At 65.8% G+C, this 22086-nt stretch carries 10 protein-coding genes; 3 read left to right on the forward strand and 7 right to left on the reverse strand.

Annotation, left to right across the window (positions count from 1 at the left end; translation table 11 throughout):
* Window positions 1-77 precede the first annotated feature (77 nt).
* Window positions 78-818: a flagellar brake protein gene (locus tag ACSVIK_RS09295; RefSeq protein ID WP_442444059.1), complete on the forward strand. Its 741-nt coding sequence runs from the start codon at window positions 78-80 to the stop codon at window positions 816-818.
* An 11-nt stretch (window positions 819-829) separates the two neighbouring features.
* Here the strand turns inward: ACSVIK_RS09295 and ACSVIK_RS09300 are convergent, their stop codons facing one another.
* Complete coding sequence (locus ACSVIK_RS09300) at window positions 830-2158, reverse strand: MFS transporter (RefSeq protein WP_442444060.1); 1329 nt, start codon at window positions 2156-2158, stop codon at window positions 830-832.
* Between the two features lie 465 nt (window positions 2159-2623).
* On the opposite strand from ACSVIK_RS09300, the gene sstT reads away from it, so the two are divergent.
* Complete coding sequence (sstT, locus tag ACSVIK_RS09305; RefSeq protein ID WP_442444061.1) at window positions 2624-3847, forward strand: serine/threonine transporter SstT; 1224 nt, start codon at window positions 2624-2626, stop codon at window positions 3845-3847.
* A 77-nt stretch (window positions 3848-3924) separates the two neighbouring features.
* Here the strand turns inward: sstT and ACSVIK_RS09310 are convergent, their stop codons facing one another.
* From ACSVIK_RS09310 to ACSVIK_RS09320, 3 genes are all read right to left on the reverse strand, one after another.
* Window positions 3925-5349, reverse strand: a complete 1425-nt coding sequence (locus ACSVIK_RS09310) for a diaminobutyrate--2-oxoglutarate transaminase (protein ID WP_442444062.1) — start codon at window positions 5347-5349, stop codon at window positions 3925-3927.
* A gap of 278 nt (window positions 5350-5627) precedes the next feature.
* On the reverse strand, window positions 5628-6404 hold the full coding sequence (locus ACSVIK_RS09315; RefSeq protein ID WP_442444063.1) for a thioesterase II family protein: 777 nt from the start codon (window positions 6402-6404) through the stop codon (window positions 5628-5630).
* On the reverse strand, window positions 6404-6619 hold the full coding sequence (locus ACSVIK_RS09320) for an MbtH family protein (protein WP_442444064.1): 216 nt from the start codon (window positions 6617-6619) through the stop codon (window positions 6404-6406). Before ACSVIK_RS09320 ends, ACSVIK_RS09315 begins: the two co-directional genes overlap by 1 nt.
* A gap of 289 nt (window positions 6620-6908) precedes the next feature.
* On the opposite strand from ACSVIK_RS09320, the gene fhuF reads away from it, so the two are divergent.
* Window positions 6909-7634, forward strand: coding sequence for a siderophore-iron reductase FhuF (gene fhuF, locus ACSVIK_RS09325; RefSeq protein ID WP_442444065.1), 726 nt, complete (start codon window positions 6909-6911; stop codon window positions 7632-7634).
* 14 nt (window positions 7635-7648) lie between these two features.
* On the opposite strand, the gene ACSVIK_RS09330 is transcribed toward fhuF, so the two are convergent.
* Genes ACSVIK_RS09330 through ACSVIK_RS09340 form a run of 3 tightly spaced genes read right to left on the reverse strand, consistent with a single transcriptional unit; the run spans window position 7649 to window position 22085 of the window.
* Complete coding sequence (locus ACSVIK_RS09330) at window positions 7649-9292, reverse strand: cyclic peptide export ABC transporter (RefSeq protein WP_442444066.1); 1644 nt, start codon at window positions 9290-9292, stop codon at window positions 7649-7651.
* Window positions 9292-13074, reverse strand: a complete 3783-nt coding sequence (locus ACSVIK_RS09335; RefSeq protein ID WP_442444067.1) for a non-ribosomal peptide synthetase — start codon at window positions 13072-13074, stop codon at window positions 9292-9294. The genes ACSVIK_RS09330 and ACSVIK_RS09335 overlap by 1 nt, the downstream gene beginning before the upstream one ends.
* Entirely contained in the window at window positions 13071-22085 is a 9015-nt protein-coding gene (locus ACSVIK_RS09340) for an amino acid adenylation domain-containing protein (protein WP_442444068.1), read from the reverse strand. The genes ACSVIK_RS09335 and ACSVIK_RS09340 overlap by 4 nt, the downstream gene beginning before the upstream one ends.
* Window position 22086: the final 1 nt, after the last annotated feature.

Genomic DNA, 22086 nt, shown 5'->3' on the forward strand with positions numbered 1-22086 from the left:
ATGCGGCCCACGTCGGCCTGCCAGTGCCCCGGCACGCTAGTACCCGTAGCGGCCGATGATTCGGAGAGCTTCAAACAGTGTCCAGCGCATTCCAAGAGGAAAGTGGCCCGCAACCACCCAAGCTGCTCAAGGCCCAGGTGGAAATCATCGCCACGCTGCGCCAGCTTCTGCAGAACCACGATCCCCTGATCATTCAATTCCATGAGCGTAGCCAGCGTTTTCAGAGCTACGTGGTGGAGATCGACCAGCAGCGCGCGCGCATCGCGCTGGACGAGATCATCCCCACCGATGGCGAGCGCTTTTTCAAGCAGGGCGAAAGCTTCTCCGTGGAGGCCTTCCGCGATGGCGTGCGCGTAGCCTGGAAATGCGAGCACAGCGTGCAAGTTGGCCAGCATGACGGTGCCCCCTGCTACTGGGCGCCCTTGCCCACCGAGGTGATCTATCACCAGCGCCGCGGCGCCTTCCGCGCCTCGTTGAAGCAGACCGACCTGGTCAAGGTGGTACTCGCGGGCGACAAGTTGCGCGAGCCCCTGCAAGGACAGTTGCTCGACATCTCCGCGACCGGCTGCAAACTGCGCTTCGCCGGTGATCTGAGCCAGCAACTGCAGAACGGCCAGGTACACGAGAACCTGACCGCGTATCTGCCATTCGGAACCGTGACCACCGCGGTCGAGCTGCGCCACGTGGATTACCAGGCGAAGATCGACACCACCTTCGTCGGCACCCGCTTCTACCGCATCAATGGGCTGGAGCAGCGCCAGGTGGAGCGCTTCGTCTACCAGTTGCAGCGCGAGGCCCGACGCACCGAAAGCGACTGAGGGCCAGGCCCTCAGCTTGCAGCGCCCGCGCTGCGCTCACGATCCTCATGCTCGGCGGCCTCGGCAGCCACCGCCACCGCGGGTTCCTGCATCTGCTCCTGCACGGTCTGCTCATCGACCCGTGGATCCAGCGCCGCGACCAGCGGCGAGCTGGCCACGTTACCCGGCATGGCCATGTGTTGCAGCGGTGCATCATCGACCTGGTGCAGATGGGTGACCACCTCAGGGCGAATCCGCCAGATCAGGATCAGCGCGCAAAAACAGACGAAGGCATACAGCATGTTGGCGCCGAAGAAGCGCATCAGCAGCCCCGTCAGCAGCGGCCCGATACACGCCCCCACGCCGAAGGTGACCAGCAGCATGGCCGTCAGCGATACCCGACGTTCCGGCTCCACATGGTCGTTGGCCAAGGCCACTGCCAGCGGATAGAGGCTGAACTGCATCAGGCTGACGAGAAAACCGATGCCGATCAGCAGCCCCAGAAACACCTGCGGCAGGGCAGCGAGCGGCGCAGCGGCGAGCAACAGCAGCACGGCGCAACCACGAATCAGGCGCACGCGGTCACGGCGGTCGGACAACCAGCCCAGGGGCCACTGCACCAGCAGCCCCGCCAGGATGCAACTGCCCATGAACAGGCCCACCTGCTCGGTGGCCAGCCCCATGCGCGTGGCATAGAGCGGCGCCAGGCCGTAGAAGGAGCCAATCAACAACCCGGCCACCACCACGGTGGTCAGCGAAAGGGGGACGCGCTTGAGGAAAAAGCGCAGCTCCAGCGGTGCCGGATACAAGGGCGCCGGGTGCAAACGGCGAGTCAGCGCCACCGGCACCAGGCACAGGGCGAAGCACAGGGCCACCAGCATCAGCAGTTCCAGGCCCAGGGTCGGGTGCACCACCAGTGCCAGTTGCCCCAGGATCAGGCCCAGATAGGAAGCCGCCATGTAGCCGCTGAACACCAGGCCACGCTGCTTGGCTTCGGCCTGCTCGTTGAGCCAGCTCTCGATCACCATGTACTGGCACATCATGCCCAGGCCGACCAGCATGCGCAGCAGCAGCCAGAACGGCAGCCACTCCACCAGGCCATGGCCGAGTACCGCGGCGGTGACCACCCCGGCACAGGCGACATAGGCACGGATATGGCCGACTCGGGCGATCAGCCGATGCCCCAGCTTGCCACCGAGCACCAGGCCGAAATAGTTGGCTGCCATCAAGGCGCCCACCCACAGGCCATCCACCGTATCGGCCAGGCGCAGGGCCAGATAGGTACTGAGCAGGCCGGAACCGAGCAGCATCAGCAAGGTGGCGAAATACAGCGAGCGGAAGGATTTCCAGATCAAGCGCACGGTGGGTAGAACTCCTTTTGCGTAACGTGGCCAACGGCTCACGCCCAGTACAGCGGAACGTCGTGAAACGGCGGGAGGGGATGGCCCTTGCCTGGCGTATGCAGCGATTCTGAGTTTCGACGGGCTCGGGCTCGAACAGTTCGCAACCCGCAACGCCGCGCACGCGGCCACACCCTGTCATAGGGTAGCGCCAATCGCCAGGGCACGTCTGTGGTGATGAGATCAAAGCGCCAGCCGCAGGCGTCACGAACCCAGGCAACGCGGCCTCGGACCGTCAGGTTTCCGTGGATGCGACAGAGTGTTGCACCCGTTCGCCCAGCACCCTGGGGCAAGGCAACTACCGGCCAAGACTGTGCTAGAGTCGCGCGCTTATTTTTCCGCCCCCAGGGTCTGTTGACCCTGGCTGGAAAGCCTCTCGAAAGAGCCTGCAAACCGCTCGCGGCCAACAAGATAGAGACCTGCGTCATGCCACAAGCCGTCACCCCGCTCCTGCAACTGCTCAACCGCACCAGCCTGGTGGTACAAATCCTCATCGGCCTGCTCATCGGCATCGGTCTGGCGCTGATCGCTCCCCAGGCTGCTCTGGCCGTGGGCTTCATCGGTGACGTTTTCGTTTCGGCGCTCAAAGCCGTCGCTCCGGTACTGGTGTTCATTCTGGTCATGGCCTCCATCGCCAATCACCAGCAAGGCCAGCAGACTCATATCCGCCCGATCCTGCTGCTGTACCTGGCAGGCACCTTCAGCGCCGCACTGGTCGCGGTCGCCGCCAGCTTCGCCCTGCCCTCCACCCTGGTACTGAGCGGCTCGGCCACTGAACTGACACCACCAGGCGGCATCGGCGAAGTGCTCAGGACGCTGCTGCTGAACATCGTCGACAATCCGGTCAACGCCCTGCTCAAGGGCAACTTCATCGGTATTCTGGCCTGGGCCATCGGCCTGGGCTTCGCCTTCCGCCATGCCAACGCCAGCAGCAAGCAACTGCTTGGCGACCTGTCCCATGGCGTGACCGCCATCGTCAAACTGGTGATCCGCTTCGCCCCGCTGGGCATCTTCGGCCTGGTGGCTTCCACGCTGGCCACCTCCGGCCTGGATGCCCTGCTCGGCTACCTGCATTTGCTGATGGTACTGGTGGGCTGCATGCTGCTGGTGGCGCTGGTGGTCAACCCGCTGCTGGTCTACTGGAAGATTCGTCGCAACCCCTACCCGCTGGTGTTCACCTGCCTGCGCGAAAGCGGCCTGACCGCCTTCTTCACCCGCAGCTCGGCGGCCAACATCCCGGTCAACCTGCAACTGTGCCAGCGCCTGGGCCTGCACGAGGAAACCTACTCGGTGTCCATCCCGCTGGGCGCCACCATCAACATGGCCGGCGCCGCCATCACCATCAGCGTGCTGACCCTGGCGGCCGTGCACACCCTGAACATCGCGGTCGACCTGCCCACCGCCCTGCTGCTCAGTGTGCTCGCCTCGATCAGCGCCTGCGGCGCCTCGGGCGTGGCCGGAGGCTCGCTGCTGTTGATCCCGCTGGCCTGCAGCCTGTTCGGCATTCCCAACGACGTGGCCATGCAGGTGGTGGCCATCGGCTTCATCATCGGTATCGTCCAGGACTCGGCGGAAACCGCGCTGAACTCCTCCACCGACGCCCTGTTCACCGCAGCGGCTTGCCTGGCCGAAGAACGCCGCCAGGGCTAAAAAACAAAAGGCTTGTGCAGTGCACAAGCCTTCTTCTGGCAAGCGGGCGCGCAATGCGCCCTAGCGCTGAAGGTCAATCATTGCTGCGCAGCGAGAGGGAATCCCTGAACGGACTGGGCAGCCTGATAGAGAATCTGCCCGACGAGATCGACCTCGGCCTCGCTGATGATCAGCGGCGGCAGGAACCTGACGGTCGAACCGTGGCGCCCACCCAGCTCGACGATCAGCCCACGCTCCAGGCAGGCACGCTGCAGTTTGCGCGCACGCTCACCATCGGCGGCAGGTCGACCCAGTGCATCACCACTGGCCGGATCGACGATCTCCATGCCCAGCATCAGACCACGCCCGCGCACGTCGCCGACCCAGTCGAACTCGGCCTGCAAGCCCTGAAGCAGTCCTTGCAGGCGGGCGCCGACACTGCGTACATGAGCGGTGATGCCTTCACGCTGAATGAAGCGCAAGGTGGCATCACCAGCGGCCATGGCCAGTTGGTTACCACGGAAGGTGCCTGCATGGGCGCCGGGCTGCCATTGATCCAGCTCGCCGCGATAGACCACCACCGAGAGCGGCAGACCACCGCCGATGGCCTTCGACAGCGTCATGACGTCGGGTGTGATCGCACTGCGCTCGAAAGCGAAAAGATCGCCCGTACGGCCAATGCCGCACTGGATTTCGTCGAGAATCAGCGGAATGCCGTGCTCACGGGTGATCGCCCGCAACCCCTGCAACCAGCGATCAGGGGCAGGAATCACCCCACCTTCGCCCTGCACCGTTTCCAGAATCATCGCCGCCGGCTGAGTCACGCCGCTCTCCGGGTCGCTCAGCAGGTGGCGGATGTAATGCAGGTTGGCATCGATAGACTGATCGCCGGACAGCCCGAACGGGCAACGATAGTCATAGGGATACGGCAGGAACTGCACGCCGGACAGCAACCCACCCAACGCACTCTTCGGCCCGAGATTGCCGCTGATCGAGAGCGTGCCGAGGGTCATGCCATGGTAGGCGCCATGGAAAGCCAGCGCGCTTTGCCGCCCGGTTGCCGTGCGCGACAGCTTGAGCGCCGCCTCGACGGCATCCGCCCCGGTCGGGCCGCAGAACTGGATGCGCGCGTCCTTGGCGAAATCACCTGGCAGCAGGTCGAACAGGGTCTGCACGAAGGCATCCTTGATCGGCGTGCTAAGGTCGAGGGTATGCAACGGGATGCCCGATGCCAGGGTCTGCTGAATCGCCTCCACCACCACCGGATGATTGTGCCCCAGCGCCAGGGTGCCGGCGCCGGCCAGGCAATCGATATATACCTGCCCGCGCGAATCCTCGACGTACACCCCCTGCGCCCGCTTCAGCTCCAGGGGTATGCGCCGTGGGTAGCTGCGCGCATTCGATTCGCGCTGCATTTGCCGCTGCAGCGCCGGCGTGCTGTCCAGACAGTAGCGTTGACGGAGCCCGCTGTGCCGGCTCTGTAGTTCGAGCGAGGCGTTCGGTATCGCAGTGATTGCATTCATGAGTGCATCCTCGTGTCGCGCGGATAGCGCGTTATCTGACGACGCCGCCGGATCGAGCGCAGTGCAACGAACGATCAGTCAACTCAGGCGATTCCAGGTTGCTGCTATCGGATGGCAGACAGCGTCCCGTGCAAAGTCCATGGCCAGCGTCAATTTACAAATGATAATTACTATCATTATATTAATCAAATGACACAAGTGAGACATGCAGCACGAACGTGCAAAGGATACGGGTCGACAGCAGCCGGCGATCTCGACAGAAGTTTGAAGCCCAAGGCTCAGCCAACCGCCCGTTTGAGCGACTCGCCCAGTACCAGGCGCTGCATGAGCGCGAGCAACTCGGCCTCCTGCTCGAACAGGTAGAAATGACCGCCGGGAAACAGCCATGTCCGGCACTCGACCTGGCTTTCCTGAGCCCATCCATCGAGCAGTGACAGGGGTACACTGGCGTCCGTCTCCCCAGCCAGCACATGGATGGGACAGGACAAAGGTGGTGCAGCGCTGTAGCGGTAGTCTTCGCACAGCGCGAAATCATCACGGATGATCGGTAGGAACAGCTCGACCCACTCAGGGTTGTCCAGCAACTCCCGAGGCATCCCGTTCATGTCACGGATGACCTCGAGAAACCGAGCAGGCGGCAGATCCGCCACCCGCTCGCGCCAACCATGGGCGACCGGCGCCGTGCGTGCCGAAACCAGCAACTGGGTCGGCGACAATTCCTGCCGAGCCAGCCGGCGCGCCGTCTCGAAAGCCAGCAACGCGCCCATACTGTGGCCGAAGAAAGCGAAGGGAACGTCGTCGGTACTGGCCTGGGTGATGGCCACAGCCAGGGCTTCAGCCAACTCGGCCAGCGACGCCGCCCGAGGCTCGCCGAAGCGCGCCCCACGTCCCGGCAGCTTGATCAGAGCCAGCTCGATATAGCCCGGCAACCCAGCGCGCCAATGCTGAAAAACCGTATGCCCCGCCCCGGCATAGGGGAAGCAGTACAAGCGCAGCACGGGTGGCTGGCTGCCGCTCGGCAACAGGGAAAACCAGGCACTGGAGACATGCTGCATCAGCCGCGCCCCTGCCCCTGCATGGCTTGGCGCAGGCTCAGAGGCCGCATGTCGGTCCACACCGACTCGATATAGGCCAGGCACTCCTCCTTGCTGCCCTGCTTGCCGGCCGCGCGCCAGCCTTGCGGTACCTCCTTGTACTCGGGCCAGATGGAGTATTGCTCCTCATCGTTGATCACAACCAAAAATCGCGTTTCAGGACTGTCCAGACTCATGTTCCACTCCGTTTTTCACTGACGATGCGAATGCTCGTGGGCCCGCTTGAACCTTGCACACGAGCGTTGGCAGAATAATACAGTTAATAACAATTATCATTAACCAAATTTGATATTCCTCTCACCCCGGCACCACTGTTCGGTTCGCTTGCAGGATGAGGTGTGTTTATACTGCCGCCACTTCAAGTGATAACGAGTCTCACCAGCAAATATCAAGCATGGCTCAGATAACCCCTTCCCCTCTCGCCCCACCTCCAACGCTGCCTGGCGGCGACAACGAGCGCCTCTGATGATCGCCAGTCTTGCCCCGCTGTTCAGCGGCCCGCTGGCGGCCTATGGGGAAAACCTGCAGCTGGCCAGTGATCAACAGCAGGCAGTTGCCGGCTCGCAACTGTTTCAGCCGGACTATTTCGCCGCGTTCATTGGTGATCTGGCAGCCCGCCATGGCACAGACGATCTGCTGGCGCTGACCTCCATCTGGTCGAAATGGTATTTCTGCTTCCTGGCTCCCACCGTGGCGGCGAGCTTGCTCTTGCAGCGCGAGCTGCCTATCGCCCTGAGCGATGTCGGCGTCGCCCTTTCGGCAGAAGGCAAACCGCTTGGCCTGCGCCTGCCCCATGACGGCAGCAGTCTGCCGCCCTGCTCGCCCTTCGAGTGCTTCAGCACCTTGATACAAGGGCATCTGGAACCGGTGGTCGAGGTAATGGCCAGCGTCTCGAAAGCCTCGCCACGATTGTTCTGGAGCAACGCCGGCAACCTCTTCGAATCCGCCACGGCACAAGTCGAAGGGCATCCACTGGCAACGGCCGGTTGCTCCGCCCCGGCCAGAGCCGTGCTGGAAAGCCGCCTGCGCCCCGATGGCCGACGCAACCCGCTGTTCGCCCCGGTGTACTACAAGGACGTCGGCGCCAGCGAACCACAGCGGCTACGGCGCATCTGCTGCATCCGCTACCGCCTGCCCGGCATCGACTACTGCAGCAGTTGCCCACTCGACCGCGACAAGACGCCCGAATAACTCAGCCGCAAGCGCTACATGACCCTCTGGAAAGGGCTCTCGCTGCTGTGGTCGTAATCCACCAGTTGGCCATAGTCGAGGCGGTAGATGCGATCGGCCACGTCGAAGTAACGGTCATCGTGGGTGATGGCGATGACCGTCTTGCCGGCCGCCTGCAACTCGGGTAGCAGCTCGTGGTAGAAGACATGGCGGAACACCGGATCCTGATCCGCGGCCCATTCGTCGAGCAGCAGCACTTCGCGCCCCTCCATCATCAGCAACAGCAAGGCCAGGCGCTTGCGCTGGCCCTGGGACAGCGCCGTGGTGGACAGGCGCCCTTCCACGAACTGCACCTTGTGCGCCAACCCCAGGCGTTGCAGGTAATGCTCGACCCGCTCCTCCAGGCCATCGAGCTGGCCGTTCTCACCCAGCACATCGGCGAACAGATAGAAGTCGGCGAAGATCGCCGCGAAATGCTCGCGGTGCCACTCGCTGTGCGCGGTATCCAGCGTCACGCCATTGAGCGTGACCGCTCCTTCGCTTGGCTGGTAGAGCCCGGTCAGCAGCTTGGCCAGGGTCGACTTGCCACTGCCATTGCCGCCAACGATGAAGATCAGCTCGCCACGGCGAACATGCAGATCGATGGGGCCCAGCTGGAAGACGAACTCGTCGCTCTGCCCAGGGTAGCGGTATTGCACCTTGCTCAGGCGCAACTCACGGAAAGGCTCGGATGCCTTGGGCGGCAGGGTGAATTGCACCGTCTCGCCCAGTGCCAGGTCATCGATGGCCTGCAGTGCCACGTGGCCGCGGATCACTGCCGGCACGGCATCGAGGATCATCGAGATCGGCGTGCGCAGGAACATGATCGCCAGCACGTAGCCCACCACCACCTGCTGGCTCAGCATGCCGAAGCCCTGGCCGAGGAAGAACAGCGTGCCGATCAGCAGGAACACCAGCAGCGAGGTCCAGTTCAGGTTGATCGCCCACAGGGTATCGGCGCGTACCGAGGCCTGCAGAGAATCGCGGGCGATAGGCTCCAGGCGCTGGTTGTACAGCAGTTGCCGCCGCTCCCGGCTCAAGGCCAGTTCGCAGCGACCGTGAATGGTGGCCTCGAACTGCTCGGTCAGGCGATCATCCTGCTGCCGCACCTGTTGCATCAGGCGCTTGACCTGGCGCCCGAGCAGCACGTCGAGCGCCACGCCGAAGGCGATCACCGCCAGGGTCAGGGCGAAGAACGGCAGGCTCAGCCAGGCCATGTAAGCCAGGCCAGCCAGCAGCAGCAGGCCGTTGTACAGGGAGATCGGCAGTTGCTTGAAGGCCGTGGCCACGGTGGTCACGTCCTTGGTCAGGGCGTTGTAGATGCGCGGGCTGCCCAGCCGCTCGATGCGTTCCAGGGCAGTGCCGAGCACCTTGCCCACCAGGCGCAGGCGCAACTGATAGACCAGGCGATGGCCGATCTGCACCAGCAGCCACTGGGCCAGGGTGCCGCTGACGAACAGCAGCAACAGCAGGCCGGCGAACAGCGCCAGCGCCTGGCCCAGGTCATCCAGCCCCTGCTCCAGGCTGCGGTTGATATAGCCGATCAGGCCGATGCTGCTGGCCGCACTCAAGGCACTGCACAGCACCGCCAGGAAAATGCGCCAGCGCGCGTCAATCAGCAGTTCCTTCAATAACATCATCAGCTCGACACCTTCTCGGCTTGGTGTTGCGGCGCAATGCTCGGCGCCAGCAAGGACAACAGATCCGCACTCAGGCGCGGCTCGGCAAGGATCGCATGATGGCCTACATCCAGGCTCAGTTCATGCAGCGTCTTGCGCGTATGCGCCTGCCAGGGTGTACGCAGATCACGGTGGGCATTGCTGCGCCACAACCAGATGGGCACATCGACCACCGGCAAGGCCTGTTCGTACAGGCGCGTCTTGATCGTCCGGTAGCGCACCATCGCGGCCTGCAACTCGGCCTCAGCGCCCTCCCACTGCAGATGTTCGCGCACCTCGGCGTCGGCCAGCAGGCGGGTCACCCCCTCGGCATAATCGCAGGCGACCAGTTGCCGGGCCAGACGCTCGCGCAACCGGTCGCCAAGCGGCCGCGCACGGCTGCCACAGAGGAACACCAGATCGGCGAGCAACTGACCACCCTCGTCACCGTCGCCAGCCAGGCTGCGCTGCGGATCATGATCCACCACCGCCAGGGCCTCGATGCTGAAGCCGGCTGCCTGCAGGTGCGCAATCAACAGCAGCGCCAGGCGCGAAGCCAGGCACCAGCCCAGCACCACCAGCGGCCGCTGCTTGAGCGACTCGGGAATGCTCTGCACATAGCGTTGCAGCAGCGCGTCCAGATCCTTGCTTTGCCAACCCTCTTCAAATGCCGCCAGGCCATAAACAGCCTGGTTTTCGCCCAGTTGCTCCAGCAACGGTCGGTAGTCTTTCAAGTGACCATCCGCGCCATGCATCAGAAGCAAGGCCGGCGCCTCACCGGGCACCTCGTTCAGCACCTGCCAGCCCTCGCTGCTCACGCCCTGCTCGAGACTCTGCACCAGCTCGCGCACGGTCTGCCGCTCGAACAAGAGATTGGTTGGCGGGTTGAGCCCCAGTTGCTCGCGAATCAGTGCCACCACCTTGATTGCCGCCAGGGAATGCCCACCCATGGCGAAGAAGTTGTCGGTCACGCCAAGATCCTCGACACCCAGCACGCGGCACCAGATTTCCAGCACGGCACTTTCCAGCTCACCGACCGGGGCTACTCGCGCGCTCTGCATGCGCTGTCGAGCACGCTCCAGTAGCGTCTGGCGATCCAGCTTGCCATTGCTGTTCAGCGGCAGGGCTTTCAAGGCGAAAATGCCGGCGGGCAGCATATAGTCCGGCAGTTGCCGGGCCAGGTCGTCGCGCAGCAGATCAGCCGCTCGGTTCTGCCCCTCCTCCTCCACGACGAAGGCCAGCAGGCGTTCGCCATCGAGCAGCACCGCCGCCTGTTGCACACCCGGCAGGCCACGTAAGGCCTGTTCGACCTCCACCAGTTCCAGGCGGAAACCGCGAATCTTCACCTGCTGATCGTTGCGCCCGAGAATGCGCAAGGCGCCATCGGCCTGGCGCAACGCCAGATCGCCAGTGCGATACAGACGCGCGCCGGATAGCGGATCCTGGCCGAATGCCGAACTGCCGACATTGCCCAGATAACCACGACCGACACTGGCCCCGGCCACGCACAGCTCACCCGCCTGCCCGGAAGGCACGGGGCGCTGCTGTTCGTCGAGCAGGTAGATACGGTTGTTGCCCAGCACCTGATTCAGTGCCGTGCCGCTACTCCCCAGCTCGCTGTCGATGGCGCGCCAGAGCACGCCCACCGTGGTTTCGCTCGGCCCGTAGTGGTTGTACAGGCGGCAGCCAGCGCCTGCCTGTGCCAGCCGCGCCAGCAGGCTGTCGCCCACCGCTTCGCCGCCGAGCACCAGCACCTGACGCGGCAGCACCCCTTCCAGCGGATGCTCGCCGAGCAAGGCCTCGAGGTGCGACGGCACGATCTTCAACACATCCAGCGGATGCTCGCGCAGCTCCTCGGCGAAGGCCTGCGCATCGGTAACGCTGGCCTGGCTCAGCAGGTGCACACAGCCGCCCTGCAACCACGCTGGGTACAACACAGTATTGCCCAGGTCGGCGAGCAGCGACGACACCAGCCCGTAGTGCGCACCAGCCGGCAGATCCAGGGCATGGGTGATCTGGCTCGCGTAGTGGCGCAGTTGCCCCTGCTCGATCTGCACCCCCTTGGGTTTGCCGCTGGTGCCCGAGGTGTAGAGCACATAGGCCAGGTGTTGCGGCGCACTGGTCACAGGCCCAGCCAGGGGAGCAGCGCTGCTGACCCGCGACCAGGCCAGGCTGGGCACCTCACTCGGGTTCGCCTGCTCATCCAGATGCAACAGCAGCGCTGGCTTGGCATCCTCGAGAATGCTGGCCAGGCGCAGCGGAGGCAGCGCCGGATCCAGTGGCAGATAAGCCGCGCCGGCCTTGAAACAGGCGAGCATGGCCACCAGCATCTGCGCGCTGCGCGGCAACAGCAGCGCCACCACCTGATCAGGGCCGACACCGGCCTGCTGCAGGCTACCGGCTACCCGATCACTCAACTCGTCCAGCTCGGCGTAGGACAGTACCTGCCGGCCATCGCGCAGCGCCGGGCTAGCCGGCTGGTTGCGCGCATGGCTGCGGAAGCGCTCGATGATATCCACGTCCGCAGGCAGTTCCCCGGCAGTCGCCGCCGGCTGCGCCTCCTCCGCCAGCAAGGCCTCCAGGCTGTCCAGCGGCGCTTGCGGCGCCTGCAGCAGTTGCCCGACCCAATGCAGGTAGCGGCGTAGCAGCAGTTGCATCTGCTCACGGCGATACAGCCCGCTGTCGTACACCAGGGCCAACTGGCCCTGGCCGGACTCATCCAGCAGCCAGTGCAGTTGCAGCTCCAGCGGCGTATCGAAGGACAAGGCCTGCAGCGCCTGCACATCGGCCAGATGCTGCACGCGCAGCCCGGCCTGATAGCTGGCGCGCCACTCCGGCAGCAGTTCGGCCTGGCCGAGGTACTCCTGCCAGAGCACGGCGTTTTCCAGTTGCCGCGCCAGTTGCCGCGCCAGGCTGAGCCAACTGGCGTGCTCGGACAGATGCACCTGCATGGGCAGGGTCTGCTCGAACAGCCCGTAGGCGCCCTGCAGCTCCTCATAGTCGTCACGCGGGTCATGCTGCAGGCCCAGTTGCGCATGGCGCTGACCGTTGAGGCGGCCAAGCAAGGCGCCCCAGGCAGCCAGGGCGAGCGGCTCGACGGCCAGCGCCTCGCCCGCCGCCAGTGCCTGCACGGCCGAACGCAAGGCAGGATCGAGCGCCTGCTGCACGCAACCACGGGCACCGCTGGCCATGCCATAGCGTTCGATCAGGCGCAGCCCCGGCACCTCCTGCAGGGCCAGGTTGCGCCAGAACTGCACGCCCTGCTCGGCGTCTTCGTCCAGTTGCAGGCCGGCGATCCACTCGGCGTAGTCGCTGTACTGCATCGGCTCGGCCTGCAGTGCCGCGCTCTGCCCCAGCAGCTCACGGCGCAGTTGCTCGAGGCTGCGCAGATCCAGCGAGTAGGCCGGCAATGCCAGCCATAGCTGTTCATCGCGCCACCAGGCCAGCAGGTCGGGCTGCTGCGCCTGGCACTGAGCCTGGGCCTCGCGCTGCCAGGCCAGCGCATCGGTGTCGGCAGGGGCCCGGCGCCAGTCAAAACGCAGCTCGCCTGGCTCGGCCACGCGCTGGCGCAGGCCAGTGGCGCCGAGCGGGCGCTGGTAGCGCAGGCGCAGCGCCTCATGGCTGCTCAGCAGCTCACGCAGACGTTGTTCGACACGCTCCGGGGCAACGCCGGCGAGCCTCATGCGCACCCAGCGATACGCCTGCGGGTTGGCCTCGGCCAGTTGCTTCTGCGCCGGGGAAAGCGGCAAACCAAGATCCATCATGGTGTCATCTCCAAAGCGTTTTCCTCGGCCATGGCCGGTGCGGGCGCCACCTGATCGCGGCGGTAGATATCGCCCATGGCGACGACGATGCGTCGCTCGCCCTCGAAGGGGTCGCGGGCATGGGCGGCGAGCATGTTGTCGAGCATCACCACATCGCCGCGCTGCCAGTCGAAGCGCACCGCGCAACGCTCGTAGGCGGCGTTGATCGCCTCGATGGCGGCCTCTTCCAGTTCGCTGCCATCGCCATAGAACACCTGCCGGGGCATGACGCTGTCGCGGCCCTTGAGGAACTGCTCACGGATATCGGCATCGAGAAACGCCGGATGATAGAGCTGGATCTGGTTGAAGAAGCTGGCATCGCCGGTCAGCGGGTGGAGGATCACCGCCGGGCAGACCTGGCGCGTGTGCAGTTCGTTGGCACCGCGCCACTCGAACTCGATGCCACCCTCGCGACAGATGCGCTCGGCCTCGGCACGCTCCTCGGTCTGGAAGAAGTGCTGCCAGCTGACGTCCAGGCTGGCGCTGAAGTTGCGCACGTACATCAGTTGCTTGCGGCGCAGCTTGTCCTGCAGCCAGGCCGGCAGCTCGCGGTATACCTCACGGCTGTCGACGATGGGCGTGGCCCCGCCACTGGCAGCCGGCGTCTCGCAATAGAACCACTGGCGGCGCGGCCAGCGATGCTGGTGGGCGCTCTCGTTGTGGAACATGATCATGCGGTCTTTCGGGTAAGGCGTGGACTTGTAGATCTTCTTGCCGCCCTCCTTCTTCGGCAGATCGCCGTACTGGCCGTACAGCTCCGGGCACAGCGCCTGGCAGAACTGCTCGAAGTCCGTCGGGGTGGGCAGATCGAAGCCGCGGAAAAGAATCCCGCCGTGCTCGCGCAGCCAACCTTCCACCTGCTCGCGATTGGCTTCGGCCCATACCGCTGGCGCCAGTTCGCGGTCGCGCAGTTGCACCAGTAAGGGGAAGTTGGAACCGGCGCGCAGCGGCCGGGTTTCGATCGGTATGGCAGCGGCAGCCGGGCCGTTCTGGCGCAGCTTGCCGAGCTTGCTCATCTTGCGTTGCATCGGGTTGTCCGGGGTGGTGGACATGGCAGCGGCTCCCTTGGAAGGCAGTGATAAGGTGTCGATGGGGCTGTCCGGCGCGCCCAGCGCAGCATCGAGCAGCGCCAGGAAGCTGTCGCGCAAACGCTCGATGGTGGCCGGGCGGAACAGGCTGGTGCGATACACCCAGCGCAGGCTGAGGGCATCGCCGTCGGCACTGGCGAACAGCGCCATGTCGAACTTGGAGTGTTGTTGCTCGCCGCTCAGCGGCGTCACCTCGAGGTCGCCCAGACGGCGCGGCTGACGCGGCGTGTTGTCCAGCACGAAGAGGGTCTGCAGCAGCGGGTGCTGGTTGGTCACGCGCGGCAGGTCGAGACATTCCACCACCTGCTCGAACGGCGTGTCCTGCCAGGCGAAGGCATCCAGACAGACATCGCGCACCAGTGCCGCCTGCTCACGGAAGCTCAGCTCCGGTTGCACGCGGATACGCAACGCCAGCAGGTTGACGAAGAAGCCGATCAGCGCCTCGGTGGCCGGGTGTTCGCGGTTGGCCACATCGGTGCCAATGACCAGATCGCGGCCCTGGGTTTCCCGCTGCAGCACGGCGGCATAGACGGTCAGCAGCAGCATGAACAGCGACAGGCCGCTGTCACGCTGCAAGACCTCCAGGCGTGCCAGCGTCGCCGCCGGCAACTGGAAGTCCAGCGCCGCACCACCACTGCTGTCACGTTCGCCACGCGGGAAGTCGAACGGCAACGGCACCTGGCTCGGTATGCCGGCCAGGGTACGTTGCCAGAACTGCTGGCCCTGGCGCTGACGGGCACGCAGCGCCGGCGAAACCTGCCAGGCGGCATAGTCGACGTACTGGATCGCCAGTTCCTGTTCCACGGGTGCCTGGCCCTGGCTGTAGGCCTCGTAACCTTCCACCAGCTCAGCGATCAGCACCGAGCCGGACCAGCCATCGGAGGCGATATGGTGCAGCACCAGTTGCAGCACATGTTCCTGCTCACCGAGGCGATAGAGCACCGCGCGCAGCGGCGCCTCGGCGCTCAGATCGAACGGGCGCGTGGCCAGTTCATGAGCCGCCTGGGCCCACTGGGTTTCACTGCTGCTCTCCACCTGCAGCGTCAGCGCCGATTGCGCGTGGATACGCTGGCGCGCCTCGCCCTGCTGCTGGTGGTAGGTGGTGCGCAGGATCGCGTGGCGCCGTACCACACGCTGCAAGGCCCGCTGCAACGCCTCGACATCGAGCTGGCCACGCAGGCGCACATTGCTGCTCATGTTGAAGCTGCTGTCGCTCGGCTGCAGTTGCTGCATCAGCCAGACCCGTTGCTGCGCAGGCGACAGCGGCTGGTCGAGCTGCTGATCGACCCGCGCGATGCTCAATGTGGCCGGATCGATGGTGGCGGCCTGGGTCTCCAGGCGCGCTGCCAACTCCGTCAGCACGGGCGTCTCGAACAGCCAGCGCAGCGGCACCTCGAAGCCCTGCTCACGCAACCGCGAACGTACCTGCGCGGCCATCAGCGAGTGCCCGCCGAGCTGGAAGAAATGCCCATCGAGCGGCACCTGCTGGAGCTGCAGCACCTGGCCCCAGATCTCGCTCAGCAGGATCTCGCTGGCACTCATTGGCCGCTGCGAAGTGGCGGCTCCGGTCTGCGCTTCGTTGCGTAGCTGTGGTAATTGCTTGCGATCCACCTTGCCATTGCTGTTGAGCGGCAAGGCGTCCAGCGCTTGCAGATGGGTCGGCAGCATATACACCGGCAGGCGTGCCTGCAGATGCTCACGCAGCGCGTCTGCGCTCGGTTCGGCAACGGTATTGGCCACCCAGAACGCGGCCAGGTGCTCGCCCTGCACCGCCACCACCGCCTGGGCGACATCCGGGTGGCTGAGCAGCGCCGCCTCGATCTCGCCCAGCTCGATACGGAAGCCGCGCAGCTTGATCTGATCGTCGCTGCGGCCCAGGTAGTACAACTGGCCATCGGCCTGCCAGCGCGCCAGATCACCGGTGCGGTACAGGCGCCCGCCTGTGCCGAACGGGTCGGCGATAAAGCGCTCGGCGCTCAGCGCCGGCTGTCCGGCATAACCACGGGCCAGCCCAAGGCCTGCGATATACAGCTCGCCGGCACGGCCCGGTGGCACTTCGCAGAGGAACTCATCGAGCACATGGCAGCGCGTATTGAGCAGCGGCCGGCCAATGGGCACCACTGGCTGACTCAGCTCATTCACCGGCGTCTGGGTCGACCAGACGCTGGTTTCGGTCGGCCCGTAGACGTTGATCAGGCAAGCGACATGCTGCTTCAGCTCGCTGGCCATTTCCGCCGCCAGCGCCTCGCCACCGGCCAGGGCGATGCGCCCGGCCAGTACCTGGCGATCGCCCTGCAACAGCATGGCCCAGGTCGCCGGGGTGGCCTGGATCAGATCCACCTCACGCTCACGGATCAGTTGCGCCAGCAGCAGCGGGTCCTGGCGTTGCTCGTCATCGGCCAGCACCACGCTGGCCCCGCGTACCAGCGGCAGGCACAGCTCCAGGCCACTGATGTCGAAGGTCACGGTGGTCAACGCAAGGTAACGCTGTACGCCGTCCAGCGGCAAGGCGCGCTCCATCGCCAAGAGGAAGTTGGCGAAGTTGCCCCGGCTGATCTGCACGCCCTTGGGCTGCCCGGTGGAGCCGGAGGTGTAGAGGGTATAGGCCAGTTGCTGCAGGTGCCTCGGCAGCGCCGGGGCATGAACCGGCTGCGCCGACAAGGCCAGATCCTGCCAGCACTGACAACGCAGCTCGGCCGGGAAATGCTCATCCTCACGCTCGCACAGCAGCAGATGCGGCCGTGCCCGCTGCACGATGGCCGCCTGCCGCGCAGGCGGATGACTGGGATCGAGCGGCAGGTACTGCGCCCCGGCCTTCTGGATACCCAGCAGGCAGACCAGCAGACGTTCATCACGCGGCAGGCAGAAGGCCACCGTCGACTCCGCCGTCACACCTTGCGCCAGCAACCAATGGGCAAGCTGATTGGCCTGCGCCTGCAACTGTCCATAGCTCAGTTGCCGGTCGTGGCAGAACACCGCGGTGCGCTGGGGATGCAAGGCGGCCTGCACCTCGAAGCGGGTCACGAAATCCGCCTCGACCTCCAGCTCGGTGATCTCGCCAGTACGCTGCAACCGCTGAACCGATACGATGGGCAAGTCCAGCAGCGGCTGCTGCAGATCCAGATGCGCCAGGCTGGCCAGCAAACCGAGATAGTCGTCCACCAGGCACTGGATGCGCGCCGGGTCGAACAGCGCGGTGGCGTATTCGACTATCAGTTGGCTGCTGGCTTCATCGCCACGGCCCTGGCTGAACAGGTTGAAGGTGAGGTCGAACTTGGCGCTGATCGCCCCCTGCGGCAATGCCAGGGGCGCTACGGTGACACCCGGCAGTTGCAGATTGCGCTCGCCGAGGTGATCGACCTGGTAGTTGAACATGGCCTGGAACAAAGGCGTGCGGTCGAGGCTGCGCTCCACCTGGAGCACGTCGAGCAGGCGCTCGAACGGCAGTTGCTCGTGGGCCCGGTCATCCGCCAGGCACTGGCCAAGACGGTGCAGGAAATGCTCCAGGCTTTCCAGCTCGTCGAGCTGCACGCGGTAGGCAAGGGTGTTGACGAACAGACCGACCAGCGCCTGGCTGTCCGCCGCCTCACGCCCAGAAACCGGCAGGCCTATGGCGAAATCGCGGCGCCCGGAGTGTTTCCACAGCAGCAGTTGCTGCGCGGCGAAATACAGCACGAAGGGGGTCACCCCAAGCTGCCTGGCGCGGGCCGCGAGTGCCGAGGTCAGCTCGCCCGGCAACGGGAACTGCTCACGCGCGCCGGCATATTCCTGTAATGCGGGGCGCGGGGTTTCGCTGAGGGTCAGCGGCTCATCGCTCAAGCCCTGCAGACGCTGCTGCCAGTAATTCAGCAGTACCTGGCCGGCATCGCCTTCCAGAGCCTGGCGCTGCGCCTCGATCACCTGTAGCAGGCCCGTGGCCGGCGCCGCCTGACGGCCCTCGTAGAGCGCGGCCAGATCCTGTACCAGCAGCCCCATGGACCAGCCATCCACGGCGATATGGTGGGCGTTGAACAGCAGGCGGTAGTCGTCCTCCGCGAACTGGAACAGGTCGATGGCCACCAGCGGCCCCTGGGCCAGGTCGAACACCCGCTGCGCAGCCTGGGCGATCATCGCCTCGCGCGCCTCGGCCGGTGATGCGCGCAGATCGTGCAGGGCAAAGCTGGCCTCGGGCGCCGCGTCCAAGCGCTGACGCACCTGCCCGTTGTCCTCGAAGAAGCGGCAACGCAGGGCTTCGTGACGCTCGATCAGCCCCAGGCAGGCGCTGCGCAGGCGTGGCACGTCCAGCTCACCCTGCAAGGCCAGCAGTTGCGTGACGTTGTAGGCGGTGGCATCGGGTTCGAGCTGTTGCATGAACCACAGCCGCTCCTGGGCATGGGACAGACGCGCCACGGCGGTGATCTGTGCTGGCGGCGCCGCTGCCGGTTCAGGTGCTGGCTCCAGCGCAGCCGCCAGTTGCCGTGGTGTGGGGTTTTCCAGCAACTGGCGCGGCATCAGGCGCAGGTCGGCCTGGCGCAGCCGGGCGATCAGTTGCAGACTGAGGATCGAATCGCCGCCCGCGGCGAAGAAGTCGTCGTCCAGCCCCAGTTGCGGCTGGCCAAGCAGTTCACGGAAGGCCGCCAGAATGCTGGCCAGGCGCGGCTGCGCACGGCAGTCGGCACTTGCTGCCATGGCCTCCAGGGTTGATTGTTCAAGTACGTCGCGCGGTTGCAGGCGCAGCCCTTCGCGCGCGGCCAGGCCGATCAGTTGCAGGCTGAGAATCGAGTCGCCGCCGAGGTCGAAGAAATCGTCCTGGCGGGTGACCGAGGCGCAGCCGAGCACCTGGCACCACAAGCGGGCCAGCAATTGCTCGCTGGGGCCCTGCGGCGCCTGCCAGCCCTCGTCCACTGCCACGTTGGTTTCAGGCTCGGGCAAGGCGCGGCGATCCAGCTTGCCGTTGGCGGTGAGCGGCAAGGCCTCCAGGCTCGACCAGTACGCCGGCTGCAGTGGTTCGGGCAGTTGCGCACGGGCCTGCGCCTGGATGGCACTCAGCTCATCCGCGCTCAGGCGCGGCGCGACATAGGCCACCAGTTGCATACGCCCCTGGATCTCGCGTGCCATCACGGCGGCTTCGCGCACCAGCGACTGTCGGCTCAGCCAGGCACTGACCTCGCCGGGTTCGACGCGGAAACCACGAATCTTAACCTGATCGTCCTGGCGCCCGAGGAACGCCAGACGCCCATGGTGATCCAGGCGTACCCGATCACCGCTGCGGTAGAAACGTCGCCCTGCCTCCTCGATAAAGGCGGCGGCCGTGGCCTCGGGCTGGCCGAGATAGCCCAGCGCCACCTGCGGGCCGCCGATCAGCAACTCACCGGCCACGCCGCGCGGCACCGGCTGGCCCGCCGCATCGACGATACGCAGCTCGGCACCGGCCAATGGCTGGCCCAGCGGCAGGTAAACGTCCTGCCCGGCCTCCGCCACCTCGCCACAGACTACGCCGACGGTGGTTTCCGACGGGCCATAATGGTTGAACACACGCAGCTCCGGGGCCAGTTCGCGGATACGGGCGAACAGCGCCGCATCGAAGCCTTCACCGCCGAGGATCAGCAGCCGACGCGGCAGTACCCGCCGAGCATCGTCCAGCGCCATCAGGCCGCGCAGGTGCGAAGGGGCGATCTTCAGGCAATCCACAGGATGCTGCGCTAGGAAATCGGCCCAGCCCGGTGGATCGAAGGCCAGCGCGGCATCCGGCAGGATCAGCGGATCACCGCTGTGCAGCGCAGCGAAGACGCAGGTAAGGCCCAGGTCGGCGGCCACCGTGGCCAGGGTCGCCCAACGGCTGCCGGCGCTGGCCTGCAAACGCTGGCTGACGGCGGCGGCGTAGTGCGCCAGGTTGGCATGGCTAACCAGCACACCCTTGGGCTGGCCGGTGGAGCCCGAAGTGTAGATCAGATAGGCGGCCTGCTCGGGCTGGCTGAGGCTGGCCACCGGCTGCTGCGGGGCGGGCGCGGCAAGATCGGCGGCGCTCAGTTGCAGGCGTGCGACCGCACTGTTCAGCGCCGGCGCCTCGGCCAGGCTCAGCAGCAGGCTCGCCGCGCTGCTCTCCAGCAGTTGCTGCAAGCGCTGCGCGGGCTGCGCCGGGTCGAGAAACAGGCAGATGGCGCCACGTTGCCAGCAAGCCAGCATGGCCAGCACCTGCTCGGCGCTGCGCGGCATGCACAGGGCCACCACCTGGCCGGGTTCGACACCCTGCTCGGCCAGGCGCAGCGCCAGTGCCTGCACGGCATTGCCCAGCTCGTCATAGGCCAGCGACTGGCGGGCATCGCACAGGGCGGGCGCCTGCGGCGTGCGTGCGGCCCACTGCTGCACCTGGCGATCCAGCGGCTCGACAGCGGCGTCCAGCGCCGGGCCCTGCAGCTCGCTACGCGGCGAAGCCAGACGCAGCGCTGACAGACGCTGTGCGGGATTGCCTGATGCGTCCTGCAGGATGGCCTGCAGATCGTCGAGCAGTTGCTCGATGGTAGCCGCCTCGAACAGCTCGTCGCTGTATTCCAGCTCGCAGCGCAGGCGCTGGTCGGCGCAACGCAGCAGGCGCAGGGTGAGGTCGAAACGGGCATGGCGCTGCGGCGGGTCGAGCACCTCGACGCTGACGCCCGGCAGGCTCAGGGTGCGGCTTTCCGGCAACTCGACCTGGACGAACATGGCCTTGAACAACGGGCTGGAACGCGGTCGATCGAGGGCTTCGAGCACCTTCTCGAAAGGCAGGGTCTGCTGGTCGAACGCCGCAGCCACGCTGTCACGGGTGCGCAGCAAGGCGCTGCGAAAGTCAGGGTCATCCTCCAGGCGCTGGCGAATCACCAAAGTATTGAGCAGCGGGCCGATCAGCGGCGCCAGTTCAGGTCGATCACGTTGCGCCACCGAAGTGCCCAGGCACAGATCACGCTCGCCGCTGTAGCGCGCCAGCAGGCAGGCGAAGGCGGTCAGGCCGAAGATATACAGAGTCACGCTCTGCTCACGAATCGCCTTATCGACCTGCGCCGACAAGGCAGCCGGCAGCTCGCGCACCCGCACTGCACCGCTGTGACGGCGCTGGTTGGCGGGCGGCTGCGGGTGGTCGTAGGGCAGAGCCAAAGGGCCAGGCGCATCGGCCAACTGGTTGCGCCAGTAATCGAGCTGCTGGCGGCAGACATCGCTGGCCAGCCATTCGTGCTCCCAGGCCGCGTAATCGGCGTACTGGATATCGAGCGGCGGCAACTGGGGCGGCTCGCCCAGGCTCAGGGCACGGTAGCCCTCGGCCAGTTCGCGGGTCAGTTGCTGGGCCGACCAGGCGTCGTAGGCAACGTGGTGGATGGTGAAGAACAGCCAGGTGCTGCCCTGCTCGGCATCGCTGAACGCGCGCCAGCGCCAGGGCACCTCGCGGCTCAGGTCGAAGGGTTCGGCCAGTTGCCGGGCGTACTCGTCGGCGCACCATTGCTGCGGGTCGGCGACGGCTTCTGGCGGCAACGGCTCGACCGCCGGCAGGCCCGCCGTCCAGGGCTCGCAGTGCGCCTGCAAGCGGCCCTCGGCATCGGCCAGGTAGCGGGTACGCAGGATGGCGTGGCGCTCCACCAGTTGCTGCATGGCCTGCTGCAGGCAGGCCAGATCCAGGCGGCCATCGAAACGCAGTACCGAGCAGAGGTTGTACAGCGCACGGCTGCTCAAGGCCTCGGCCGAGAGAAAACGCAGTTGCGCATGGGCCAGCGGCAGCGCTGCACCTTCCCCGCCAGCGGCCGGGACAATGGGCAGGCGCCAGCTATCGATGCCCTTCTCGGCCAGGCGCTGGCGGAACAGCTGCTTCTTGTCCGCCGGCAGCGAGGCCAGGCGCTGGGCGATCTCGACGAAGGCCTGTTGGTTGGTCGCATTCATC

Source organism: Pseudomonas sp. NCHU5216 (assembly GCF_052156495.1).
Taxonomy (GTDB): domain Bacteria; phylum Pseudomonadota; class Gammaproteobacteria; order Pseudomonadales; family Pseudomonadaceae; genus Aquipseudomonas.